Origin of the sequence: Chthonomonas sp. (assembly GCF_035294505.1) — a bacterium.
In the GTDB taxonomy this organism is placed as follows: domain Bacteria; phylum Armatimonadota; class Chthonomonadetes; order Chthonomonadales; family Chthonomonadaceae; genus Chthonomonas.
Genome location: NZ_DATGKU010000198.1, coordinates 1 through 21005, shown reverse-complemented (window position 1 = coordinate 21005; position 21005 = coordinate 1). Strand labels below are relative to the sequence as shown.

Genomic DNA, 21005 nt, shown 5'->3' with positions numbered 1-21005 from the left:
GGGGGTGGGGCTGTAGGGGTAATCACAAGGGTTACCCACTCATCACGGGACTCGGTTCTAGAGCCAGTCTGCAAAGCAAGCCAACCTCGTTCGCTCCCTATCCCGACCTTTCCCCCGATTCGGGAGGTGCTAGCGCACGGCGATGCAGCGGCCAGGAAAAGAGACGATTATGGAAACTGTGCTGGCCGCAAAGGCGCCGTCCGCGAGGACGCCCACCGCGAGGTGCCCCTCTCCCAAAGTGGGGAAGGGGCGGGGGGGGTGGGGGCTTACAGAGCCGAATACAACTGTCATTTCGAGCCGAGAGCGAGATAAACAACTGTCATTTCAAGCCGAATACAACTGTCATTTCGAGCCGAGAACGAGATAAACAACTGTCATTTCGAGCCGAAGGCGAGAAATCTTATATTTCAAACCCGCCAGTTTTGAGGAGAAGGAGTGGGGCTGCAGAGACTGCCGGCTTCACGGTTCTAGAACAAGTCAGCAAAGTGAGCCTGCCTTGCTCGCCCCCTATCCCCTCCTTTCGTCCTCGCAGATAGCAACGCTGCGGCCAGAGAAAGAGATGAGTAAGGAACTGAACATACGCCGCAGAGGTACTTGGTTGGTTTTGAACCGGCCATGTTGATGGGCGTTGGATGTTCATGAGGAAGTCTACACCACACCCATCGTAAAAGAAAGGAGGAGTGGACAGGGAGATAAGGCGGTTTGGGCTGTTTTCTGTCGTCCAAAGGCGACAGGCCCCTTGTTTTAAGATGAGGAGGAGATGAGCCGGAATTCTAATCGGTTTTCTGAGACGCTTGGAAAAGAGGACTACGAGATGCTTTCCTCTTTTCGGTATGCCCTGCGTCGTTTTTTGAAGTTCAGCGAGCAGGCTGCCGCAGCGAGGGGATTAACGCCACGTCAGCATCAGGCCTTGCTTGCCATAAAGGGCTATCCGGGGCGCGACTACGTGACCAACGGGGAGCTGGCCGAAAGGCTGCAGATTCACCATCAGAGCGCTGTAGGCCTCGTTAATCGGCTGCAGAGAATGGGGCTTGTGGAGCGCGTCGCTGCAACCGACGATCGGCGAAAGAGCTATATACGGCTGACTCGCCAAGGCGCGGATATCCTCGAGCAACTTACCGCTGCCCACAAGCGCGAGCTAATGACCATCGCACCGCATTTGGAGCTTCTCTTACGCCATCTGCAGAAAAGCCAAGACTCTCCACCCCAACACGCTGAGGTTGGAGGACATGCTCGGTGGGATGGGCAATCTAGTGAGGATGTGCCCATAAAGCCAGAGTAGCAAGACCCAACAACATTTTCAGCAGGTCTATTCCCGAATAGACCTTATGAAGGCGACCTATTTTGGCGAATCTCGGGTCAGATGGGTCGCGGTTAACGAGGTCTAGACCGCGCGTTAGCGCCGACATGCGCGGCCTTACCCATACCAACTGCACCAAGGCGGCAAGCCACATAGCGGCCACCACTTCGGCAGCCGTCTGTTCTAGGGGAAGGGCGCTCGTCCGAATATGGGGAAGGAGGAGGGCATTAGCCAGCAGCAGAATGGCTCCGGCGATCACCTCCAATTTGTTCAGGGCGGCAAAAACACGCCGTCCGATGGCAACGACTTGATTTCTATTGACTTCCGGTACGCGAAAACGGATGGGTGTTTCCACGAAGTCAATAACGATCAGGCCTCCAAGCCAGAGGGTTAGGGCCAGTTGACGCACGAACAGCAGGCTCCAAATCATCGCTATTTCTCCTCGTTTTGTTCTCTCTTTGGGCGATAGAAGTAGGTGAACCACTCCCGTTGGCCTCGCTGTTCTGCCCAACTTAAGAAGCCAAACTTCATCGCGAGGTCGCGTAAGGGAATGGGGTCGAAGGGATGGCGTATCAGCAGAATCCGCTTATCATCCTTTAGGGCTACCAACTCTTTGAGAATGGTGGGAAGAGGGTCTTCTTGACGTTCATCAAAAGGCATAAGGTCTAAGAAGACCGTATTCGGGTCGTCATCGGCAAGGTTTTGCAACTCCAACGGCTTTTGGGGTGGGTTCACCGGCTCTGCTTCAAAAGCCGTTTCCGGCAGCGTTTTCAGCTCTTCGGCGAGGGTATGGGGGTCTTCTCCGGCCGCAAGGTTCAAGGTGAAGAGAACCTGTGCCAGCGGCAGACCGGCAATGCGGGCGGCCTGCTCTACGGTGATGCGATTGCTCATGGCTTTTCGCAGGATGGGGTTTCGAAGCCTTTCAAACTCCGGTGTTAAACCGGTTACGGTGTCTAGCATCGTATCATTGATTTCCAACACTTTTCTTATTTTCATGTCAGGCGCCACGCGCACGGCAGCAATCCCTCCTCGACGCAGCATTTCCACTGGGAATTATACCATCTATTTGGATGTTTTTGTCCATTATCGGCTCTCTCGACCTATGAACGCACTCGCCGCTGCGGGTGAGAACGAGAAAGGCCTTTGATGCGCTAAAATAAACTGACATTTTCCGAAGGAGCGCGATTTCCCTTGGCCACCATTCAACCCTTTCGCGGTGTGCATTATGACCCGCAGCGTGTAGCTCTTTCCGAGGTTATCTCGCCGCCCTACGATGTGCTCTCCGCCGAGGAACAGGAAAATCTCTATCGAAGAAGCCCCTACAACATCGTGCGGCTTATTCTCAATAGAGAGGAGCCGGGGGATAATGAGGTATCGAATCGCTATACACGGGCTGCCGCTTTTTTACAAGAAGCCTTGCGGGCCGGGGTGCTGGTACAAGACACACAGCCGTCCTTCTACCTCTATCTTCAGCGATTTCCTCATCCTCTCCAACCGGGGCGAATATGTGAACGCCATACGTTGTTTGTTGCGCTTAAGCTTGAACCCTACGAAAACGGCGTGGTGCTTCCTCATGAAGAGACACATACAAAGGCCAAAGAAGATCGGCTTCGGCTTATGCGGGCCACAAAAGCGAATCCAGAGCCGATTTACGGGCTTTATGAGGATGCCGATGGGGCCATAAGCGCCTTGCTGAAACAGGCAATACAGCCGGTTCATCCTCTACTTACGGCAGCTCTGCCTAGTCCTATGAAGTCCGACACCCTCGAGGAGCATATTCTTTACGTCTGCACCACCCCCGAACTCTTGAAGTCTCTTCAGGAGCAGTTCGGCCCGAAACGCATCTGGATTGCGGATGGTCACCATCGCTACGAGACGGCTTTGAACTATCAACGAGAGCAGGGTGGGCCTTCCACACCGCCCAAGCCGCACGATTTTATTCTCATCGGCCTCACGGCTTTTGAGGATTCGGGGTTGGTGGTGCTGCCCACACACCGCCTGGTGAGAAATGTGGCTTCGGAGCGGCTCGAAACGTTGGGACTGCTATTGGAGCGATATTTTCATGTGTTCCCTATGGAGCTGGCAGCGGCGAGAGACTGGTTAAAGGAGGGGGCGGATGCGGAACGTAAATTCGTGGTGGTGTTGCCGAATCGGGCGTATGGATTGCAGCCTCGTATGGAGGTGTTGCCGGAAAACATTCTGTCGGAGACACATAGCGAGGCCTGGCGACGTTTAGACGTAAGCATTCTGCAGGTGTTGGTGCTTGATCGCACATTGGGTATCTCCTGGCAAGACTTGGCGCACACGGAGGATGTTGCCTATACGCGCGATGAAGAGGAGGCTGTGCGGCTTGTGCAGTCGGGTGCCTATCAGCTGGCGTGCTTACTTCGCCCGCCCCGTGTACGGGAGATACGCGATGTGGCGGCAGCCGGCGACAAGATGCCTCAGAAATCCACCTACTTTTATCCCAAACTTTACAGTGGGGTGATCTTGAGATCGTTCCCCCTTGAGGAGAAAGAGTGATGTATTTTGGAAACGCTTGGTATCCGGAGCATTGGCCGGAAGAGCGCTGGCCGGAGGACGTGCGCCTGATGCGCGAGCTGGGTATGAATGTTTGCCGTATTGCGGAGTTTGCCTGGTCTACTATGGAACCCATTGAGGGGCACTATCGGCTGGATTGGCTGGAGCGTGCGGTGGACTTACTGCATCGCAACGGCATCGCCGTTGTGTTGGGCACACCCACGGCAGCCCCGCCCGCTTGGCTGACCCATCGGTACCCGGAGACGCTGACCATTTTACCCAACGGGCGCCCGATGCAGCACGGCAACCGCTGTCATGGCTCTCCGAACAGCCCGGTGTTTGTTAAGTACAGTCGGCTTATTGTAGAGCAGATGGCCAAGCGTTTCGGTAAGGATGAGCGGGTTATCGGTTGGCAGATAGACAATGAGTACGGCCATGCCGACTACTCTGAGGAGGCACGACGCCAGTTTCATGCCTTCCTCAAGGAGCGTTATGGCTCTTTGGAGGCGTTAAATGAGGCCTGGGCGACGGCCTACTGGAGCCAGTCCTACGATAGCTGGGAGGAGATTCCTCTTCCAATAGGCCCTCACAATCCGGGGTTGATGCTGGATTTTCGGCGTTTTGTAACTCACACTTGGCGACGTTTTCAGAAGGTACAGGTAGACACCATTCGTGCCCATGCGCGGCCGGAGCAGTGGATCACCTCAAATTACATGGGGTGGTATGAGGATTTTGATCACTATCTTTTGGCCGAGGACCTCGATATGGTGTCATGGGACTGGTATATCGGTACAGGTCATCACGATTATCTCACGACAGGAGCTTTACACGACCTCACGCGGGGGCTGAAGCGTCGCAACTTTTGGGTCATGGAGACTCAGCCGGGCAGCGTGAACTGGGCCAGCATCAATAACGTGCTGTATCGTGGGGAGGCGCGGGTGATGGCTTTTCATGCGGCAGCACATGGGGCCGATGCGCTCCTCTATTGGCAGTGGCGGGCGGCTCCGGGCGGACAGGAGCAGCTGCACGGTTGCCTTATCGGTGCCGACGGCAAGCCACGCCCATTCTATGAAGAGGCCAAGGAGATCGGGGCCGACTTTGCTAAAGTAGCCGCCTTCACTCAAAACACGCAGGTAAAGAACGAGGTGGCTCTGCTTCACTCCTACGACGCTCGATGGGCGGTGAATTTTCAGCGTCATCATCGCGACTTCGACCCGGTGAACTACCTTTATCAATGGTATCGTCCGTTGGCCTCGCAGCAGATCGGGATAGATATTCTCCGACCTGAGGCGGATCTGACGGGCTATCGCGCCGTGATCGCGCCGGCGCTTATGGTGCTATCGGAAGAAGCTATTCAGAACCTCGTGACGTATGTGGAGCAGGGGGGCGTGTTGGTATTGACACCGCGTTGTGGTCAGCGGGATATTCATAATCGTCTCTATCCGTATCTGCAGCCGGGGCCGTTGCGAGCGATCGCCGGAGTGGAGGTAGAGGAGTACTATGCGCTCGACGAGGAGGTGCCGGTGCGGGTTGCCTTTGGCAATGCGCTGGAGGGGAGGGGACGTATTTGGGCAGAGCGCTTGCGTCCGTTAAGCGACAAAACGGAGATTCTAGGCCATTACGGTGTCTCAAACGGTTGGTTGGACGGACGCCCGGCGCTGACGTGGCATCCGCATGAAAGCGGTGGGGGAGTGCTTTACGTGGGGGCTTGGTTGGAGGAGACCTTACAAAAAGCCCTCGCGGATTGGCTGGTCTCCAAAGCGCATCTTCAGGCGAGTTATAGCGATGTGCCGGAGGGGGTAGAGGTGGCAAAGCGTGTGGCTCCAGATGGCAGCCGAACTCTCTACTTTGTGATCAATCACACACGCCATTCGCACGTCCTACCAATAGGCACACCTCTGCAGCCACCTCTCACCGACCTTATCTCTGGGGCGCGTTTCGAGGAAAGCATTCCTCTTGCGCCGTACGAGGTGCGCCTTTTTGAGGTGAAATCGGTTTGAAACCTTCTGCTTTTGAGTGCTATACTTATAACGGTTATCGCTTCTATGCCCGGGTGGTGGAACGGTATACACGGGGGTCTTAAAAACCCCTGCCGCAAGGCTTGCGGGTTCGAGTCCCGCCCCGGGCATATATCCGTCCTCTAAGTACATTGCATAGCGTGCATGTGTTTCCCAAAAGTTCTGTTGGAGTACCGACCTCGCATATACCTCTTTCCGCTTCTACACAGGGTGAAGAGGTTTGGTGAGTTGCTTTTGATGTTCACACGCTAAGACTGTCCTACGCTTGGAGAGAGTGTGTTGTGGTGTTCTCTCGTTGCAGCTTATAAGAGGTGTGGAAAAGGTAGAATAGGCTCTGGGGGCAACTACCTCCCGCTAAAGCAGGCGACTTGCTGTAGGGTGGCTGGGTAAGGGGGGAAGGCGTCGGCCTTGAGGGACAGGGCGCCCTGCCCCAGAAAATCGAAAGATTTTCTGGGGAACCCCTGTGTCGGCCTTAAGAGAAAGGAGCAGTGCGCAGCACCGTCGGCCTTGAAGCAGCAAGCGAACGGTTCGGTTCATGTGGGCAGTAAAAATTGTATAGAAAGAAGGTAACGTGGCCCTTCTTTTGTCGCCTAAAGGCGACAGTCCCCGCGCCAGGAGGTTCTTATGGAGTTTTCGGCAAACAGCGCACAGGGCCCTCCCCTGTTTCAAGAAGAGGAACTGCAATCGCAGCCCAATAAGGGGCAGCAGGAGATGGGGGGTCGAACGCCGCTGGCAGCTCGCATGCGTCCGCGCTCGTTAGAAGAGTTTTTGGGTCAACATAAGATCGTTGGGGAGCAGGGGCCGCTGCGCCAGGCCATTTTAAGGGACGACATCCCCTCGGCGCTCTTTTGGGGGCCACCGGGCTGTGGAAAATCCACTTTAGCGCAGATCATCGCACGCACAACGAAGTCTCATTTTGAGAGCTATAGCGCCCTCACATTAGGGGTAGCCGAAGCCCGCAAGATCGTCGAGATGGCGCGTCGTTTGAGACAGGTTGGCAGACGGACGATTCTATTTCTTGACGAAATCCACCGTTGGAATCGAGCCCAGCAAGACGCGCTTTTGGAGCCTGTGGAAAACGGGGTTCTTGTGCTTATCGGTGCTACCACAGAAAACCCCTACTTCACGGTGGCAGGCCCGCTGCTTTCCCGAATGCAACTCTTTCGTTTTGAGCCATTGGAGCCTCAGACTCTCTGTAGGCTCCTCGAACGCGCCCTTCGTGATGAGGAGAGGGGCCTCGGTTCGCTCTCGATTGTGGCAGAACCTGAGGCTTTGGAGCTGCTGGCCATCAATGCGCATGGGGATGCGCGTCGGGCACTTAACGCTTTAGAGGCCGTTGCCACGCTACTTTCTCCCGATGCGGAGGGACGAAGGCACCTTACGATCTCGTTTGTGCGGCAGCATCCGGAGGCCTTCGGCTACGACCGAAGCGGCGACGAACACTACAACACCATTTCGGCGTTCATCAAGTCGGTGCGTGGCTCCGACCCCGATGCTGCCCTCTACTGGCTTGCCAAGATGCTCGAAGGTGGCGAGGACATCGGCTTCATCGCGCGGCGCCTGCTGATTCTCGCTACGGAGGATATCGGCAATGCCGACCCGATGGGGTTGGTGGTGGCCTCGGCGATGGCGGAGGCTGTGGAACGGGTGGGGCTGCCTGAGGCGCGCATTTTATTGGCCCAGGCTACCACCTATCTTGCGGCGGCCCCTAAGAGCAACGCGGCCTATTTGGGCATAGAGCGCGCCCTGGCCGAAATACGTGCTCATGGAGCAAAACCGGTTCCGGCGCATCTACTAGATGTCCATTCGGTGGAGGGGCATTTAACGCAACAGCCCTATCTCTACCCACACGACTATGCAGGCCACTATGTGGAGCAGAGCTACTTGCCCGATGGCGTGCAGGGACTTCCCTTCTATCAGCCGACCGAACAGGGCTATGAGGCCCAGATAAAACAACGGTTAGAGGCAAAGCCACATCACCAGTGGCCTTTGGATGAGGAACCACCGACTGCCTAGTTCTCTAAAGGTGCCGGTACTCTGTGCCGACGTGTTGCTTCCTCTTTTTGTGTTCTGATTAGAAGGCGTGCTTACTCCCTATCAATGGGGTGGGGCTGTAGAGACTGCCAATCTCGCGGTTCTAGAGCCAACTAGCAAATTCAGCCTATCTTGCTCGCCCCCTATCCCTTCCTTTCGTCCTCGCGGACAGCAACGCAGCGGCCAGGGGAAGAGGCGATCAAAGGGAATCTCTTGGGCCGCTGAGGCGGAGGGCGTCGGTCTTGAGAAAGTGCCGTGTGTAGCACCGTCGGCCTTGAGGAGGAGGGCGTCGGCCTTGAAGAGCCGGCGATACGCCTGTCATTTCGAGCCGAAAGCGAGATAAACAGCTGTCATTTCGAGCCGAAGGCGAGAAATCTTGTGTTTCAATCCCCACCGGTTCTGAGGGATGGGGTGAGGGACTGCAGAATCTCACGGTTTTAGAGCCAACTGGCAAATTCAGTTCTTGCTCGCCCCCTATCCCTTCCTTTCCCCCGATCCGGGAGGTGCTAGCGCACGGCGATGCAGCGGCCAGGGAGATAGACGATCACGGGAACTGTGCTGGCCGCAAAGGTGCCGTCCGCGAGGACGCTCACCGCGAGGTGCCCCGCTATCCAGTGGGAGGATTAGACAAGCTTGCCCGCTCCAAATTTAAGGGTTAACCCAAGAAACCGACGGTGGGTAGAGGTTGTCGGAGGCTAGACATTCGCTCCCACTCTACTCGAGGGTGGTTTGGATGGCCTCTAAAACCCGCTGCAGATCGGGCAGAACGGCGTATTCTAGCTTTGGGTTAAAGGGAATAGCCACATCTTCGCGTGCCACAAGTTGGGGTGGAGAAAGCAACAGATTAAACCGTTCGGGGCGCGACACCATCTCGGTGATAATGCACTGCCCGAATCCTGTGGTGCGCGAGTCCTCATGCACCACCACAAGCCGCCCGGTTTTACGCAGAGAGGCTTCGATGGTGGCGTAGTCGCAAGGCACGATGGTGCGCAAGTCAATGATCTCAACCGACACGTTTTCCGCCTGGAGGTGTTCGGCAGCCTGTTCGGCAAGCTCCAAGCAGTTGCCCCATGTTACCAAGGTAACGTCCTCGCCGGTACGGCGAACGGCAGCGCGGCCAAAGGGCAGCGGCTCGTTGAACGGGGTAAAGGGAGAGCGTTTTCGGAAAATGTGTTTCGGAAGAAGAAAAAGGGTGGGATCGTTGCCATGTATGGCCGTCCATAGAAGCGCCGCGGCATCTTCGGGAGTGCTGGGAATGGCAATTTGAATGCCGTGAATATGCGCCCACATGCCCTCGTTGCTTTCGCTATGCCATAGCCCTCCGCCGGGAAGATAGGCGCCGTAGGGGGCAATGAGGGTAAGGGGACACGCCCAGTCGCCACAGGTGCGCCAACGTAGCGAGGATACCTGCGTCATGAGCTGGTTGAGTGCAGGACAGATGAAGTCTATGAACTGCAGCTCGAAGACCGGACGCCAGCCGGCTGCAGCCAGCCCAACGGCGGCTCCTACAATGGTGGCTTCGGCAAGGGGAGAGTTGAAGACGCGGTCGGGAAAACGTTGGGAGAGACCCTTTGTCAAGCCGAAGACGCCGCCTTTTGGGTCTTCTATATCCTCTCCAAAGAGGAGGACTTTGGGGTTCTCTTCGAGGGCTTTGAGAAGCGTTTGATTGACGGCGTTCACCATGGTAGTGGTGCCGGCGATCTGTAGAGGAGGTAGCGTTGGCGTGGTCGGCGGGCCGAATAGGTGGGAGGTGGCGTCGGCAGGGGAGGGATCGGCGGCCAATTCGGCCACACGATAGTCTTCATCCACTTGGTTGGCGATGACTTCGCGTTCTGTTTGCCACTCCTCTAAGGTCAGCTGGCCGTCTTGGATAAGGCGTTGGGCCAACAGCTCAATGGGGTCGCGTTGAGCCTCTTCTTCAAGCTCTTTTGCATCTCGATAGATGCGCTGATCGTCGCTGCTGGTATGGGAGCAGAGCCGATCGAGTTCGCACCAGAGGACGGCAGGCCCTTCGCCCTTTCGGAGCCGTTCAAAAACCTGTTTCCCTACGGTGAACAGTTGAAAGGGGTCGCGGGCATCTAGCTTTACAAGGTGCTTCTCGCCGAGCACGCCAAGCCGATACGGAAAGAACTTTTCGGTGGGAGTGCTGATGCCGTAGCGGTTATCTTCAATAACAAAGGCAATAGGCAGACGCTCTTGGATGGCGAATGCGAGAGCCTCGTAGAACTCGCCCTGCCGAGTAGCTGCATCTCCAAGGCTTACCAAAACGATTCGATCGCTTTTTTCCAGGCGCAGTGCCCATGCCATGCCGCAGGCGGGCAGGCATTGTGAGGCGGTGGGGGTGGCTACGGAGAAGATATGGCGTTTTCGATCGCTATAGTGGCCGGGCATTTGTCGCCCACCGCTGCTGCTATCTCGCTTTGCAAAATAGGCTAGGGCCAACTCATAGTTGGTAACCCCGCGTGCCAACGCCATCGCACGGTCACGATAGTAGGGAAACAGGTAGTCATCGGGCCGCAGGGCCAGCACGAGGGCGGCTAGCGCCTCATGGCCGGAGCCCGAAACTTGAAACCATCCTTTGCCTTGACGAAGTAGAATGCCCTCGCGACGATCTCCTTCGCGTGCAAGAGCCATCAGATGTAGGAGAGCACGGGCGGGTAGCACCGTCTCCTGTGGGGTAAGGGTTAGCTCCATAGCTTGCTCCCGATGTTGTGGCCAGATTTTGAATTCTACCGGGTCTCGGTTTCCTCTTTGATACGCCTTTTGGGCGGTTCGCCTATTTAGTTTCGTTCCCTAGAGTGGGATTCCTGCTTTTTTTCTTAAGTTTTTCCATAAACGCAGGCCTTTTGGGCCTTTCTACTACTCCTATACGTCCTCTACGGAGGCGTCGTTAAAGGTTTTTGGGTTAACCAGGCGAAACACGCACCACTTAAGCGTATCCGTAATGGGAAGGAGAGCCGAATGAAGATGTTGATATGGATCGCGTTTTTTGCCGGAGGCCTACTTGCGATTCAGGCCGCTGTAAATGCGAGATTGGGTAGAGGGTTGGATAGCCCTTCTATGGCGGCTTTTGTCTCGTTTGTAGTAGGTCTCATCGGGTTACTAATCTATCTTACCTTTTCGCGCCCTGCTTTGCCAAGTGCCGGTGCGCTCTCCCAAATTCCCTTCTGGGCTTGGATGGGAGGTCTGTTGGGGGCGGCCTATGTGGTGGTGACCATTGTGGTGACGCCTCGTGTGGGAGTGGCGACGTTGACGGGCTTTGTGGTGGCCGGACAGCTGTTTGCCTCTCTGATCCTCGACCATTTCGGCTTATTCGAGCTGCCGAAACACAGTCTTTCACTGGGGAGGGTGATAGGCGCTCTGCTGCTACTGGCAGGGGTCGTTCTCTTGAAACGGTTTTAAAACATCCAAAATAGGAGGTTCTATGGAAACCATTGGGTTTATAGGTTTAGGTCGCATGGGCGCCGCGATGGCCACAAACCTGCTAAAGGCCGGTTACCGTCTGCGAGTATACAATCGAACACCTCAAAAAATGGAGCCTCTTGTGGCTCAAGGTGCCGAGGCGGTCGCGCATCCGTTTGAGGTGGCCGAGCCGGGCGGCATCGTTATTACGATGCTCACAAACGATGCTGCCCTCGATGAGGTCGTCTTTGGTGCACAAGGACTGCAGGATCGGCTGGGTAAGGATGGGGTACATCTCTCGATGAGCACCATCTCGCCGCAGACTTCGCGCCGTTTGGCGGAACATCATCGGCGACATGGCGGTTTCTATGTGGCGGCACCGGTATTCGGGCGTCCAGATGCGGCCGCAGCGGCGCGGCTCTGGATCGTGTTATCGGGGCCTGCGGAGGCGAAGAGACGAGTTCAGCCTGTTCTTCAGGCCATGGGGCAAGGGCTATTCGACTTCGGTGAAGACCCCGAAGCGGCCAACATCGTGAAGCTTGCCGGCAACATGCTTATCGGTGCGGCCATTGAGGCGATGGCCGAAGCCTACACTTTAGCCGAGAGGAACGGGATTCCACGTGAAGCCATTCATGAAATGCTCTCCTCAACCTTGTTCGCCTGCCCAGTCTATCAAAACTATGGACGCATGATCGCCCGACAGACCTACGAGCCGGTAGGAGCTACGGCATCGCTTATTCGGAAGGATATGGAGTTGGTGCTGCAAACCGCATGGGCGAGCCTCGTCCCCATGCCGGTTGCCGATCTCGTGCATAATCGGCTTACAGCACGAGTGGCTCGCGGACGGGGTGAGGCCGACTGGGCGGAGTTGGCTCTTGAAGTATCCGAGGGACGGAGCTAGGGCCTAGCCAGATATAGCAGGCTACACGGCCATCAAGGCTGGCCGGCAAACGATCTTCATGCTCAAGAACGACCTCTCGGCCGGTTTCGAGTTGGCGGTAACGGCCGGGTATCACTCGTTGGCCGGCAAGGTAGATGGGGCGCCCGGTAAGGGCATCCACCTCGAGGCTGTCGAGGCTGACGCGGGGGCTTCCAGACAATCGCACGCTCTCCTGGGGCAGGGCGCCCCCCGCTTCAACACACTTCTGTTGTGGCATGCTTCCATACCTCCTCTTTCAACGGCTAGGTGGTAGTGGTCGCATGTTCCTCCTGTTCCACTGCACTATTTGCGATCGCGATCAACGCTTCTTTGTCGAGAATAGTAAGCCACTTATAAGGCCGTTGAACAATACCTTGCTCGCGCCAACGCGAAAGCACATCGTACGCCAGCTCATGGTTGCAGCCGGCCAGGTCGGACAGCACCAAAAGAGACGGTGGAGGCGGCGGGATGACAAGAAAACGTCCCTGCCCCTCTTCCGAACTGCTTTGTGCGATAAGCAGTAGCGCGGAGGCCAGTCGAGCCTCTAAAGGTCTAAAAAGCAGATGAAGCGGATGAGTCTGTAAGGTCGTTAAAGAGAACCCAATAAGACAACGGACGGTAATGGGAGGAAGTTCCCAAGTAGCCGCCCTGCGTAACAGGGTGTTCCGGTCGAGGAGCACCCCTTTACAACCGTCGGCCATCGCGATGGCCTGTTCCGTTCCGTCGGAACCATCTTTTTTTACGGAAAATGTGCCCACAACTTCACCCGAATTTAGCACCTCCACGGTAAGGGAGGGATGGTTTTGTAGGCAGCGCACTATGCGCATGTGGCCGGAGGTCAAGATAAACGCCCTATCGCTAGGGGCTTCCCATGGCGTGTTGGGTGGAAGCCAGAGCGTTTGATTTTCCTCCTCAGGGGTTAGCAGCAGCCGATAGGGATAGAATTTAAGGTACCAAATGGGTTTCATCGTGTTGCCGCTCCTATAAGAGGATCGTCCAATAGAGCAAGCATATGAGAACGGCCAGCACCAGCATGCCCAGTGTTCCTCGCTCACTGCGTAGGGCTACCGTAGGATAGAAGCGGTGAATGCAGGGAAGTGTAGAACTTCGAAATCGCGGCCACCATCGCCTTACTTGGGCGGCATAGATCTCATACTCCTCTCCAAAAATACGCTGTAGATGCTGTTCCTCCCATAGCACAACGAGGTGGTAGTAGCCAAGCGCCAAAGGCAGGAGGATGGGAAGCCAGAGCCAACGCCCAAGAAGCCCAAGAAGGCCGGTAAAGAGAAGCAGATTGCCGATATAGAGAGGATTGCGCACAAAGCGGTAGGGACCGGAGGTAATGAGAGGAGCAAGCCGTCCATTGCGGGTTCGCGTGATGGTTCCGGCATAGCCAACGGCCACAAAACGGATGGTTTCGCCTAAGGCAACCAGAAAAACCCCTATGGGGATGTTGAGGATTAAATTCGTTTCTAAGCCAAAGGGAATGGCGAGTATGGGCAAGAGAAATAAGGGCAGCCAGGTTCGCCGTTGAAATATCCAGGCGCCCCATTCCCGGGGGGGACGATGAAGCACTCGCGCCGTGGTGGCGCGCAATGAGAAGTTCGACATACGAAAGCACTCTCTCCTTACAAAAATTCGTACGGTCGGCGCCGAGGTCGTTACAGAGATGGGGGATACTCTCGGCGAGATGCAGCTCTAAAAGTAACTACGCCCGAAAATGGAGAACAACTCCTTTTCTAGGTAATATTTTACCGGTAAAAGATTGGGCGCCGCTAAGTTCTATCGCTAGAGCGATGTGTGCGTTTCAAAAGGAGGGAAGCGGCCATGTTACCGCCCTTTGTTCGCGCCAATCTGGTGAGTGCCTTGCAGGGCACGCCGAGGATACTGGAGGCCCTAACGGCCTCTGTACCGCTTGAGTCGCCTGCTTGGGATAGTCGTCCCGACCCACAGCGGTTTACTTTGCGTGAGGTTTTAGCGCATCTCGCCGATTGGGAGGAGGTCTTTCAAAATCGTCTCATCCGCATTCGTGACGAATATCTCCCGAAACTTCCCGATCTCGATCCCGACGAGTTCGCACAGCAGTACAACTATGCGGCAAGCGACCCGCATCGGCAGCGCTCCCTCTTTGCGGAGCGTCGGCAGGCCACGGTGGAGATGGTAAAGGCTTTGCCGAACAGGGCGTGGGAGCGAAAGGGGCGCTATCTGGAGGATAGCCCCCGTGTTGGAGGGCCGATAACTATTGAGGCCTGGATCGCCCAGATGGTAGCACACGATGCCTATCACCTTCAGCAGATCGTGGAGTGGCTGAAGCACGCTCGGCAAAGCGGCAAAGAAGAGTAGATGGTCTTATGGCGCTCCTAAGGTATGCTATTGAGGTAGATAGAGGGGTCGGAGCAAAAAATGCAGCAGAGTTGGCAGCGTGCAGTGATTATCGGCGCCTCCTCTGGAATTGGGGAGGCGTTGGCCCGGAAGTTGGCGTCAGAAGGCTGTTTGGTTGCGATGGTGGCACGGCGCTTGGAGAAGTTGGAGCAGATCGCCGAAGAGATCGCGGCGTCCGGTGCTCCCAAACCGCTTCTCTATCGCCATGATGTATGCGAGGTGGAGTGTGTTCCAGCACTTTTTCAGCAGATCACCTATGAGTTAGGCGGACTCGACCTTATCATCTATTCTGCCGGGATCATGCCCATTCTTGCCGAGCATGAGTACAGCCTGGAAAAAGACCTTGCGACGATAGATGTGAACGTGCGCGGCGCGGTCGCCTGGTTAGACGTGGCGGCGGAGCGCTTTGAGAGGGCCGGATCGGGAACCTTGATAGGCATCTCATCGGTAGCAGGAGATCGAGGGCGCCGCCATTTCCCGGTCTATAGCGCTTCCAAAGCGTTTTTAGATACCTATTTAGAGGGGCTGCGCAATCGCACGGGGCGCTATGGGGTGCGTGTTGTGACCATTAAGCCTGGTCCGGTGGATACGCCTTTGGTAAAGGGGTTGAAGAACTTGCCATTCCTTATCTCGGCAGACAAAGCTGCGGAGTTGATTCTAAAGGGGGCACGTCGTGATGGCGTGGTCTATGTGCCGCGCATTTGGCGTCCCATTATGGCTATTGTGCGCCTTATTCCCTCCTTTATTTTCAAACGCCTCAACGTGTAGTGCCAAGGAGAACCATGAGCCTTTCAGAAACCTCCCTTCCATCACAACCCCTCTGTTTAGAAAGTGGTCTCACAAAGCCTCTACCTTCCGATCGTTTAGAGCGAATCGAGGCTTGGGGCATGAACACCTCGGTTTTGGCCTATGTCTTTCGCCCTTCCACATTAGAGGGGGTTCAGGAGGTGTTCGCTCTGGCTCGGCAGCATGGGCGTAAAGTTTGCCTGCGCGGCATGGGGCGCAGCTATGGGGATGCGGCGCTTTTAGCCGAAAACATCTGTCTCGACCTCACCCGCATGAACCGCATTTTAGATTGGAACCCGCATACCGGTCGCATTACGGTGGAACCTGGGGCGACGATTGGCGACATTTGGCGTTACGCCATTGAGGATGGCTGGTGGCCGCCTGTTGTTTCCGGCACGATGTACGTTTCGCTGGGGGGCGGGGCGGCCATGAACATCCACGGTAAAAACAACTGGAAGGTGGGGCCCATTGGAGAGCACATTCTGGAGTTCGACCTGCTTCTGCCCACCGGCGAGATCGTGACCTGCAGCCCGGAGAGGAATGCGGAGCTGTTTTATGCGGCCATCGGCGGGTTCGGCATGTTGGGATGCTTTACACGTCTCACACTGCAGCTCAAGCGCGTCTACAGTGGCCTTTTGGAGGTGGATGCCTTTTCTACCCAAAACTTCGAGGACATCGTGGAGCAGTTTGAGCAGCGCATGGATTCTTACGACTACCTTGTCGGATGGATTGACTGCTTTGCAACAGGGCGGCAGTTGGGGCGTGGTCTGGTACATGCCGCTCGCTATTTGGCACCGGGGGAGGACCCTGTTCCGGCACAAACGCTGCGAGTAGAGCACCAAGAGCTGCCCGATACGCTAATGGGCTTCATTCCGAAATCCATTATGTGGCGCCTCATGAGGCCGTTTGCTAATAACCTCGGAATGCGCTTTGTGAACTGGGCGAAGTTTACGGCGGGCAACACAATAGGAAACCACAAGCGGGTACGCCAGTCTCATGCGGCATTTGCTTTTCTTTTGGACTATGTGCCGAATTGGAAGTGGGCCTATAAGCCCGGCTGTCTCATTCAGTATCAAAGCTTCATTCCTGCCGAGCAGGCAGCACACTGTTTTTCCGCCCAACTCGCTCTTTGCCAGCGGGAGGGGATCGTTCCGTGGTTGGGGGTGTTTAAACGGCATCGGCGCGATCGGTTTCTTATGACCCATAGTGTAGATGGCTATTCGCTGGCGCTGGATATCCCTGTGTACCCGCGTACGCGCGAGCGGGTATGGGCGTTAGCCAAGCAACTGAATCGGCTTGTGTTGGAAGCGGGTGGGCGCTTTTATTTTGCCAAAGACAGCACCCTTGACCCGGATACCGTCCGCGCCTATCTCGGTGAAGAGACGATAACACAGTTTGCCAAGCTCAAAAGGGAGTGCGACCCGGAGGGGTTGCTGCAGAGTGCGCTGGGCAGGCGCCTCTTCCCATCCATGTGCGAATAGCTTGTTTAAGATGGAGTCACAGGCAAATTAGGCAGGAATTTCAGAAAGGACTGAGAAACTATGCTACGATTATTCGGAAAAGCGCTGATCTGCATGTTGGCGGCCAGTTTGGCCGTTGCAGCAAAGGGGGATGCCTTGCAGGACTATATCAAGAAACCGGAGCCGGCTTACCACTGGAACCTTACCCAGACTTCTCATATGAACGGAGTGACCCTCTACGATCTCCAGATGACCTCCCTAACATGGCACGGCATCACCTGGCACCATCATCTGCAGGTCTTTGTGCCGGACAGTGCCACCTATCCGCATTTCTGCACGCTGCTGAACACGGGTGGGGATGGCTCGCTGGAGGAGACGCAGCTCGGCATTATGGCCGCCAAGATGTCGGGGACGCCGTTCGCCATTCTCTTCGACATCCCCAACCAGCCGCTGTTTGACGGACGCACCGAAGACGCTCTGGTTGTCTATACCTGGCTGCAGTTTTTGGATACGGGAGATACCACATGGCCTTTGCACTTCCCAATGGCGAAAGCTGTTATTAAGGCCATGGATACTATTCAGGCGCTGATGAAACAGGAGAAGCGGCCGGAGATCACCGGATTTTTAGTAACCGGTGCTTCCAAACGGGGGTGGACGGCCTGGTTGGTGGGTGCAAGCGGCGACCCACGGGTGAAGGCGATTGCCCCTATGGTGATTGACGTGCTGAACATACCGGCTCAAATTCCGCATCAGCTGGCCTCTTATGGCGCTTTAAGCGAGCAGGTAGATGACTACACGAAGGCAGATATTCCTCAGAAGCTGCAAACCCCTCGTGGCCATGAGTTGATTCAGCTGGAAGACCCCTACAGCTATCGGGACCGACTGACGCTACCCAAGCTTATCATTCTGGGCACAAACGACCGGTATTGGTCGCAGGATTCGCTTAATCTTTATTGGAACGGCCTCAAAGGCCCCAAGTGGATTCTGTATGATCCCAACAGTGGGCACGGGTTAGAGGACCGATCGCGAGTATATGCGACCTTAATGGCTTTTGTGCGCGCCATTGCAGGCGGCAAAAAGTGGCCTCAGATGCATTGGAAGTACACGGTGAATGCACAAGGGGCGACGTTGGAGGTGCAGAGCAGCCCGGCATCGGTGGAGGCGCGACTATGGAGGACCTATGCGCCCACGTTGGATTTCCGCGATTCGCACTGGACGTTCGAACCGATGGAGATAAACGGCAACGTGTGCAGCGGTCATTTGCCCACACCGGCTCAGGGCTGTGCGGCTCTGTTTGGAGAGCTTGTGTTTGAGCAGGATGGGCAGCGTTTTACGCTTTCGACGCAGATACAGATTTTGGGCACGCCGGAAAAACAGGCCAAAAACTAGATTGAAGTGAGACACACCTTGCTTCAGAGGAAGCCTATTTGGAAGTGGCGGATGAGGTAAAATCTCTAGTTGCTGAAGGAGTTATCCGTGCGATCATAAGCTGCCAGGGCGAAGCCCTTGCAGTAGAAGGTTTCGACACGACGAGAAGAAGGAGATTTAAAATCTATGACCGCAGTTGCTACGAAGCGCGTCTACCTGTTCAATGAAGGCAATGCGAAGATGCGCGACCTTTTGGGCGGTAAAGGCGCGAACTTGGCCGAGATGACCAACATCGGCCTTCCGGTTCCCCCAGGTTTTACCATCACCACCGAAGTCTGCAACGAATACTATGCCAACGGCCAGAAGCTTCCCTCTGGCCTCATGGACGATGTGCGCGCCGCGATGAAGTTCGTGGAAGAGAAGATGGGGCGCACGTTCGGAGGAAGCCACCGGCCCCTATTGGTATCCGTCCGCTCGGGCGCTAAGTTCTCCATGCCCGGCATGATGGATACCATCCTCAATCTAGGCCTGAATGAAACCACCGCAAAAGCCCTCATTGAAGAGACCAACAACCCACGCTTTGTCTACGATGCCTACCGACGATTTATCATGATGTTCTCTGACGTGGTACTGGGGCTGAGCAAACACGACTTCGACAACAAAATTCTGCAGGCCTATAAGGAGCAAAAGGGCTACAAAAGCGATTTGGAGATGAGCGCAGAGGATTGGAAGCTCATCTCCGAAAAGTTTTTGGCGTATGTTCGTGAGAAAACCGGTCGCGACTTCCCCACCGATCCCTATGAACAGCTCGAACTTGCCATCGAGGCCGTGTTCAAAAGCTGGAACAACGAGCGCGCCATCGTCTACCGGCGTACGGAAAAAATCCCCGATAATCTCGGCACCGCGGTGAACGTGCAGGCTATGGTGTTCGGGAACGCCGGCGACGATTCGGGCACGGGCGTTGCTTTTACGCGCGATCCTTCCACGGGCGAGAAGGTGATGTTCGGTGAGTACCTCATGAACGCTCAAGGCGAGGATGTAGTGGCCGGGGTACGAACCCCGGTGCCCATCTCGGAGTTGCAGTCTCAGAACCCGGAGCTTTATCGGCAGTTCGTCGAGATATGCAACATCCTTGAGCGGCACTATCGGGACATGCAAGACCTGGAGTTTACCATCGAGCATGGGCGGCTGTTCATGCTGCAGTGCCGTTCGGGCAAGCGCACCGGCCCGGCGGCGGTGAAGATCGCCGTGGATATGGTGCATGAGGGGCTTATTACGAAGGAGGAGGCCGTCACCCGCGTTACCGGCTCCCATCTCGATCAGCTATTGCATCCGCGCATAGACCCCAAAGCGCTTGAGGGGAAGAAGCCTTTGATCTCCGGCATTCCCGCCTCTCCGGGCGCTGCGGTAGGAAAGGTGGTGTTCGATGCCGATACCGCAGCCAAACTCGGGGTGCACGGTGGGGCAGGAGAGAAGGTCATTTTGGTGCGCGACGAGACAAACCCCGATGACGTGCACGGCATGTTGGCGGCGCAGGGGGTGTTGACGGCACGGGGCGGTAAAACCTCCCATGCCGCGGTCGTCGCCCGTGGCTTTGGCATCCCATGCGTGGTGGGCGCCGAAGGGTTGAAGATTGATGAGGAGGCCAAAACCTTCACCGTCAACGGCACAACCGTGCATGAGGGCGATGTGATCACCCTAGACGGCTCGACCGGAGCGGTTTATTTGGGCGCTTTGCCGCTGATCGCGCCGGAGGTGAGCGGTGCCTTCGCCGAGCTAATGGGTTGGGCCGATAGCATTCGCAAGCTGCGGGTGCGCACCAACGCCGACAACCCGCGCGATGCACGCCAGGCCGTTGAGTTGGGCGCGGAGGGCATCGGTCTCTGCCGTACCGAACATATGTTCTTCGAGCAAGATCGGTTGCCCATCGTTCAAGAGATGATCCTCGCGCAGGATGAGTCGGTGCGTCAAAACGCCCTTGATCGCCTGCTTCCCATCCAACAGAAGGATTTCGAGGAGATTTTTGAGGTGATGGCCGGAAAGCCGGTTACCATTCGCCTCATTGACCCTCCGTTGCACGAGTTTCTGCCCTCCCATGACGAGCTTTTGGCACAAGTTGTGGAGCTGCGGATGCGGGGCGATAACCCGCAGGAGCTTGCCGAAAAGGAGAGGCTACTGCGGGCTGTGGAGAGCATGCGCGAGGCCAACCCGATGATGGGCTTGCGAGGTTGCCGACTCTCTATCGTCTTCCCCGGCATCGTGGAGATGCAGACGCGCGCCATTCTTCAGGCGGCCGTGGCCGTAAAGCAACGCGGCATTGAGGTGTACCCGGAGATCATGATCCCTTTGGTCGGCCACGTTAACGAGCTGAAAACCGTCCGCACCAACTTGGAGCGCGTGGCGAAAAAGGTGATCGAAGAGACCGGAGTGGCGATAGACTATAAATTCGGCACCATGATCGAGATACCGCGTGCGGCGCTCGTGGCCGACCAACTGGCCGACCCGCAAAACGGCAACGCCGAGTTCTTCAGCTTCGGCACCAACGACCTTACCCAGATGACGTTCGGCTTTAGCCGTGACGATGCCGGCAAATTCCTGGTGCCCTATCTGGAGCAGAAGATATTGCCCACCGATCCTTTTGAGACGATAGATCAGGAGGGAGTGGGCAAGCTGATGCGCATGGCCACCGAATCGGCCAAACGGGTGAGGCCGGACATCAAGTTAGGAATCTGCGGAGAGCATGGCGGCGACCCCGATAGCGTGAAGTTCTGTCATCGTATTGGGCTGGACTACGTCTCCTGCTCGCCGTTCCGTGT

17 protein-coding genes and 1 tRNA gene are annotated in these 21005 nt (G+C 56.2%); 12 read left to right on the top strand and 6 right to left on the bottom strand.

Features of this window, described 5'->3' with window-relative positions; genetic code table 11:
* Positions 1–760: 760 nt before the first annotated feature.
* A complete protein-coding gene (locus tag VKV18_RS12495; protein ID WP_324204534.1) occupies positions 761–1282 on the top strand; it encodes a MarR family winged helix-turn-helix transcriptional regulator in 522 nt (173 codons plus the stop codon).
* Here the strand turns inward: VKV18_RS12495 and VKV18_RS12490 are convergent.
* Both VKV18_RS12490 and VKV18_RS12485 read right to left on the bottom strand, forming a co-directional pair.
* Complete coding sequence (locus tag VKV18_RS12490) at positions 1251–1730, bottom strand: DUF4149 domain-containing protein (protein WP_324204533.1); 480 nt, start codon at positions 1728–1730, stop codon at positions 1251–1253. The genes VKV18_RS12495 and VKV18_RS12490 overlap by 32 nt on opposite strands.
* A 2-nt stretch (positions 1731–1732) precedes the next feature.
* Complete coding sequence (locus VKV18_RS12485; protein WP_324204532.1) at positions 1733–2296, bottom strand: DUF1858 domain-containing protein; 564 nt, start codon at positions 2294–2296, stop codon at positions 1733–1735.
* A 195-nt stretch (positions 2297–2491) separates the two neighbouring features.
* Between VKV18_RS12485 and VKV18_RS12480 the strand changes: the two genes are divergently transcribed.
* From VKV18_RS12480 to VKV18_RS12465, 4 genes are all read left to right on the top strand, one after another.
* Entirely contained in the window at positions 2492–3823 is a 1332-nt protein-coding gene (locus VKV18_RS12480; RefSeq protein WP_324204531.1) for a DUF1015 domain-containing protein, read from the top strand.
* Positions 3823–5820, top strand: coding sequence for a beta-galactosidase (locus tag VKV18_RS12475; RefSeq protein WP_324204530.1), 1998 nt, complete (start codon positions 3823–3825; stop codon positions 5818–5820). The genes VKV18_RS12480 and VKV18_RS12475 overlap by 1 nt, the downstream gene beginning before the upstream one ends.
* Positions 5821–5867: 47 nt before the next feature.
* Positions 5868–5948: transfer RNA gene (locus VKV18_RS12470), tRNA-Leu, on the top strand.
* Between the two features lie 514 nt (positions 5949–6462).
* Complete coding sequence (locus VKV18_RS12465) at positions 6463–7854, top strand: replication-associated recombination protein A (RefSeq protein ID WP_324204529.1); 1392 nt, start codon at positions 6463–6465, stop codon at positions 7852–7854.
* A 732-nt stretch (positions 7855–8586) separates the two neighbouring features.
* On the opposite strand, the gene VKV18_RS12460 is transcribed toward VKV18_RS12465, so the two are convergent.
* On the bottom strand, positions 8587–10566 hold the full coding sequence (locus tag VKV18_RS12460) for an alpha-ketoacid dehydrogenase subunit alpha/beta (protein ID WP_324204528.1): 1980 nt from the start codon (positions 10564–10566) through the stop codon (positions 8587–8589).
* Positions 10567–10833: 267 nt separating this feature from the next.
* Between VKV18_RS12460 and VKV18_RS12455 the strand changes: the two genes are divergently transcribed.
* Both VKV18_RS12455 and VKV18_RS12450 read left to right on the top strand, forming a co-directional pair.
* Positions 10834–11274 (top strand): DMT family transporter, encoded by a 441-nt coding sequence (locus VKV18_RS12455; protein WP_324204527.1) that lies wholly within the window; start codon positions 10834–10836, stop codon positions 11272–11274.
* Between the two features lie 22 nt (positions 11275–11296).
* A complete protein-coding gene (locus VKV18_RS12450) occupies positions 11297–12175 on the top strand; it encodes an NAD(P)-dependent oxidoreductase (RefSeq protein WP_324204526.1) in 879 nt (292 codons plus the stop codon).
* On the opposite strand, the gene VKV18_RS12445 is transcribed toward VKV18_RS12450, so the two are convergent.
* From VKV18_RS12445 to VKV18_RS12435, 3 genes are read right to left on the bottom strand one after another with little or no spacing between them, the layout of a single operon-like run.
* Positions 12096–12431 carry a hypothetical protein gene (locus tag VKV18_RS12445; RefSeq protein WP_324204525.1) on the bottom strand — a complete coding sequence of 112 codons (336 nt, stop codon included), beginning with the start codon at positions 12429–12431 and terminating at the stop codon, positions 12096–12098. The genes VKV18_RS12450 and VKV18_RS12445 overlap by 80 nt on opposite strands.
* 25 nt (positions 12432–12456) lie before the next feature.
* Positions 12457–13161: a Crp/Fnr family transcriptional regulator gene (locus VKV18_RS12440; RefSeq protein WP_324204524.1), complete on the bottom strand. Its 705-nt coding sequence runs from the start codon at positions 13159–13161 to the stop codon at positions 12457–12459.
* A 13-nt stretch (positions 13162–13174) separates the two neighbouring features.
* Positions 13175–13804 (bottom strand): methyltransferase family protein, encoded by a 630-nt coding sequence (locus tag VKV18_RS12435; protein WP_324204523.1) that lies wholly within the window; start codon positions 13802–13804, stop codon positions 13175–13177.
* Positions 13805–14020: 216 nt separating this feature from the next.
* On the opposite strand from VKV18_RS12435, the gene VKV18_RS12430 reads away from it, so the two are divergent.
* From VKV18_RS12430 to ppdK, 5 genes are all read left to right on the top strand, one after another.
* Positions 14021–14536, top strand: a complete 516-nt coding sequence (locus tag VKV18_RS12430) for a DinB family protein (RefSeq protein ID WP_324204522.1) — start codon at positions 14021–14023, stop codon at positions 14534–14536.
* 60 nt (positions 14537–14596) lie between these two features.
* Positions 14597–15343 carry an SDR family NAD(P)-dependent oxidoreductase gene (locus VKV18_RS12425; RefSeq protein WP_324204521.1) on the top strand — a complete coding sequence of 249 codons (747 nt, stop codon included), beginning with the start codon at positions 14597–14599 and terminating at the stop codon, positions 15341–15343.
* A 14-nt stretch (positions 15344–15357) separates the two neighbouring features.
* Positions 15358–16842 carry an FAD-binding oxidoreductase gene (locus VKV18_RS12420; protein ID WP_324204520.1) on the top strand — a complete coding sequence of 495 codons (1485 nt, stop codon included), beginning with the start codon at positions 15358–15360 and terminating at the stop codon, positions 16840–16842.
* A gap of 60 nt (positions 16843–16902) precedes the next feature.
* The gene (locus VKV18_RS12415; protein ID WP_324204519.1) at positions 16903–18210 is read left to right on the top strand and encodes a PhoPQ-activated pathogenicity-related family protein; all 1308 of its coding nucleotides are present in this window, start codon (positions 16903–16905) and stop codon (positions 18208–18210) included.
* 165 nt (positions 18211–18375) lie between these two features.
* Positions 18376–21005 (top strand): pyruvate, phosphate dikinase (ppdK, locus tag VKV18_RS12410; RefSeq protein ID WP_324204518.1); only part of this gene is annotated, 2630 nt, incomplete at its 3' end.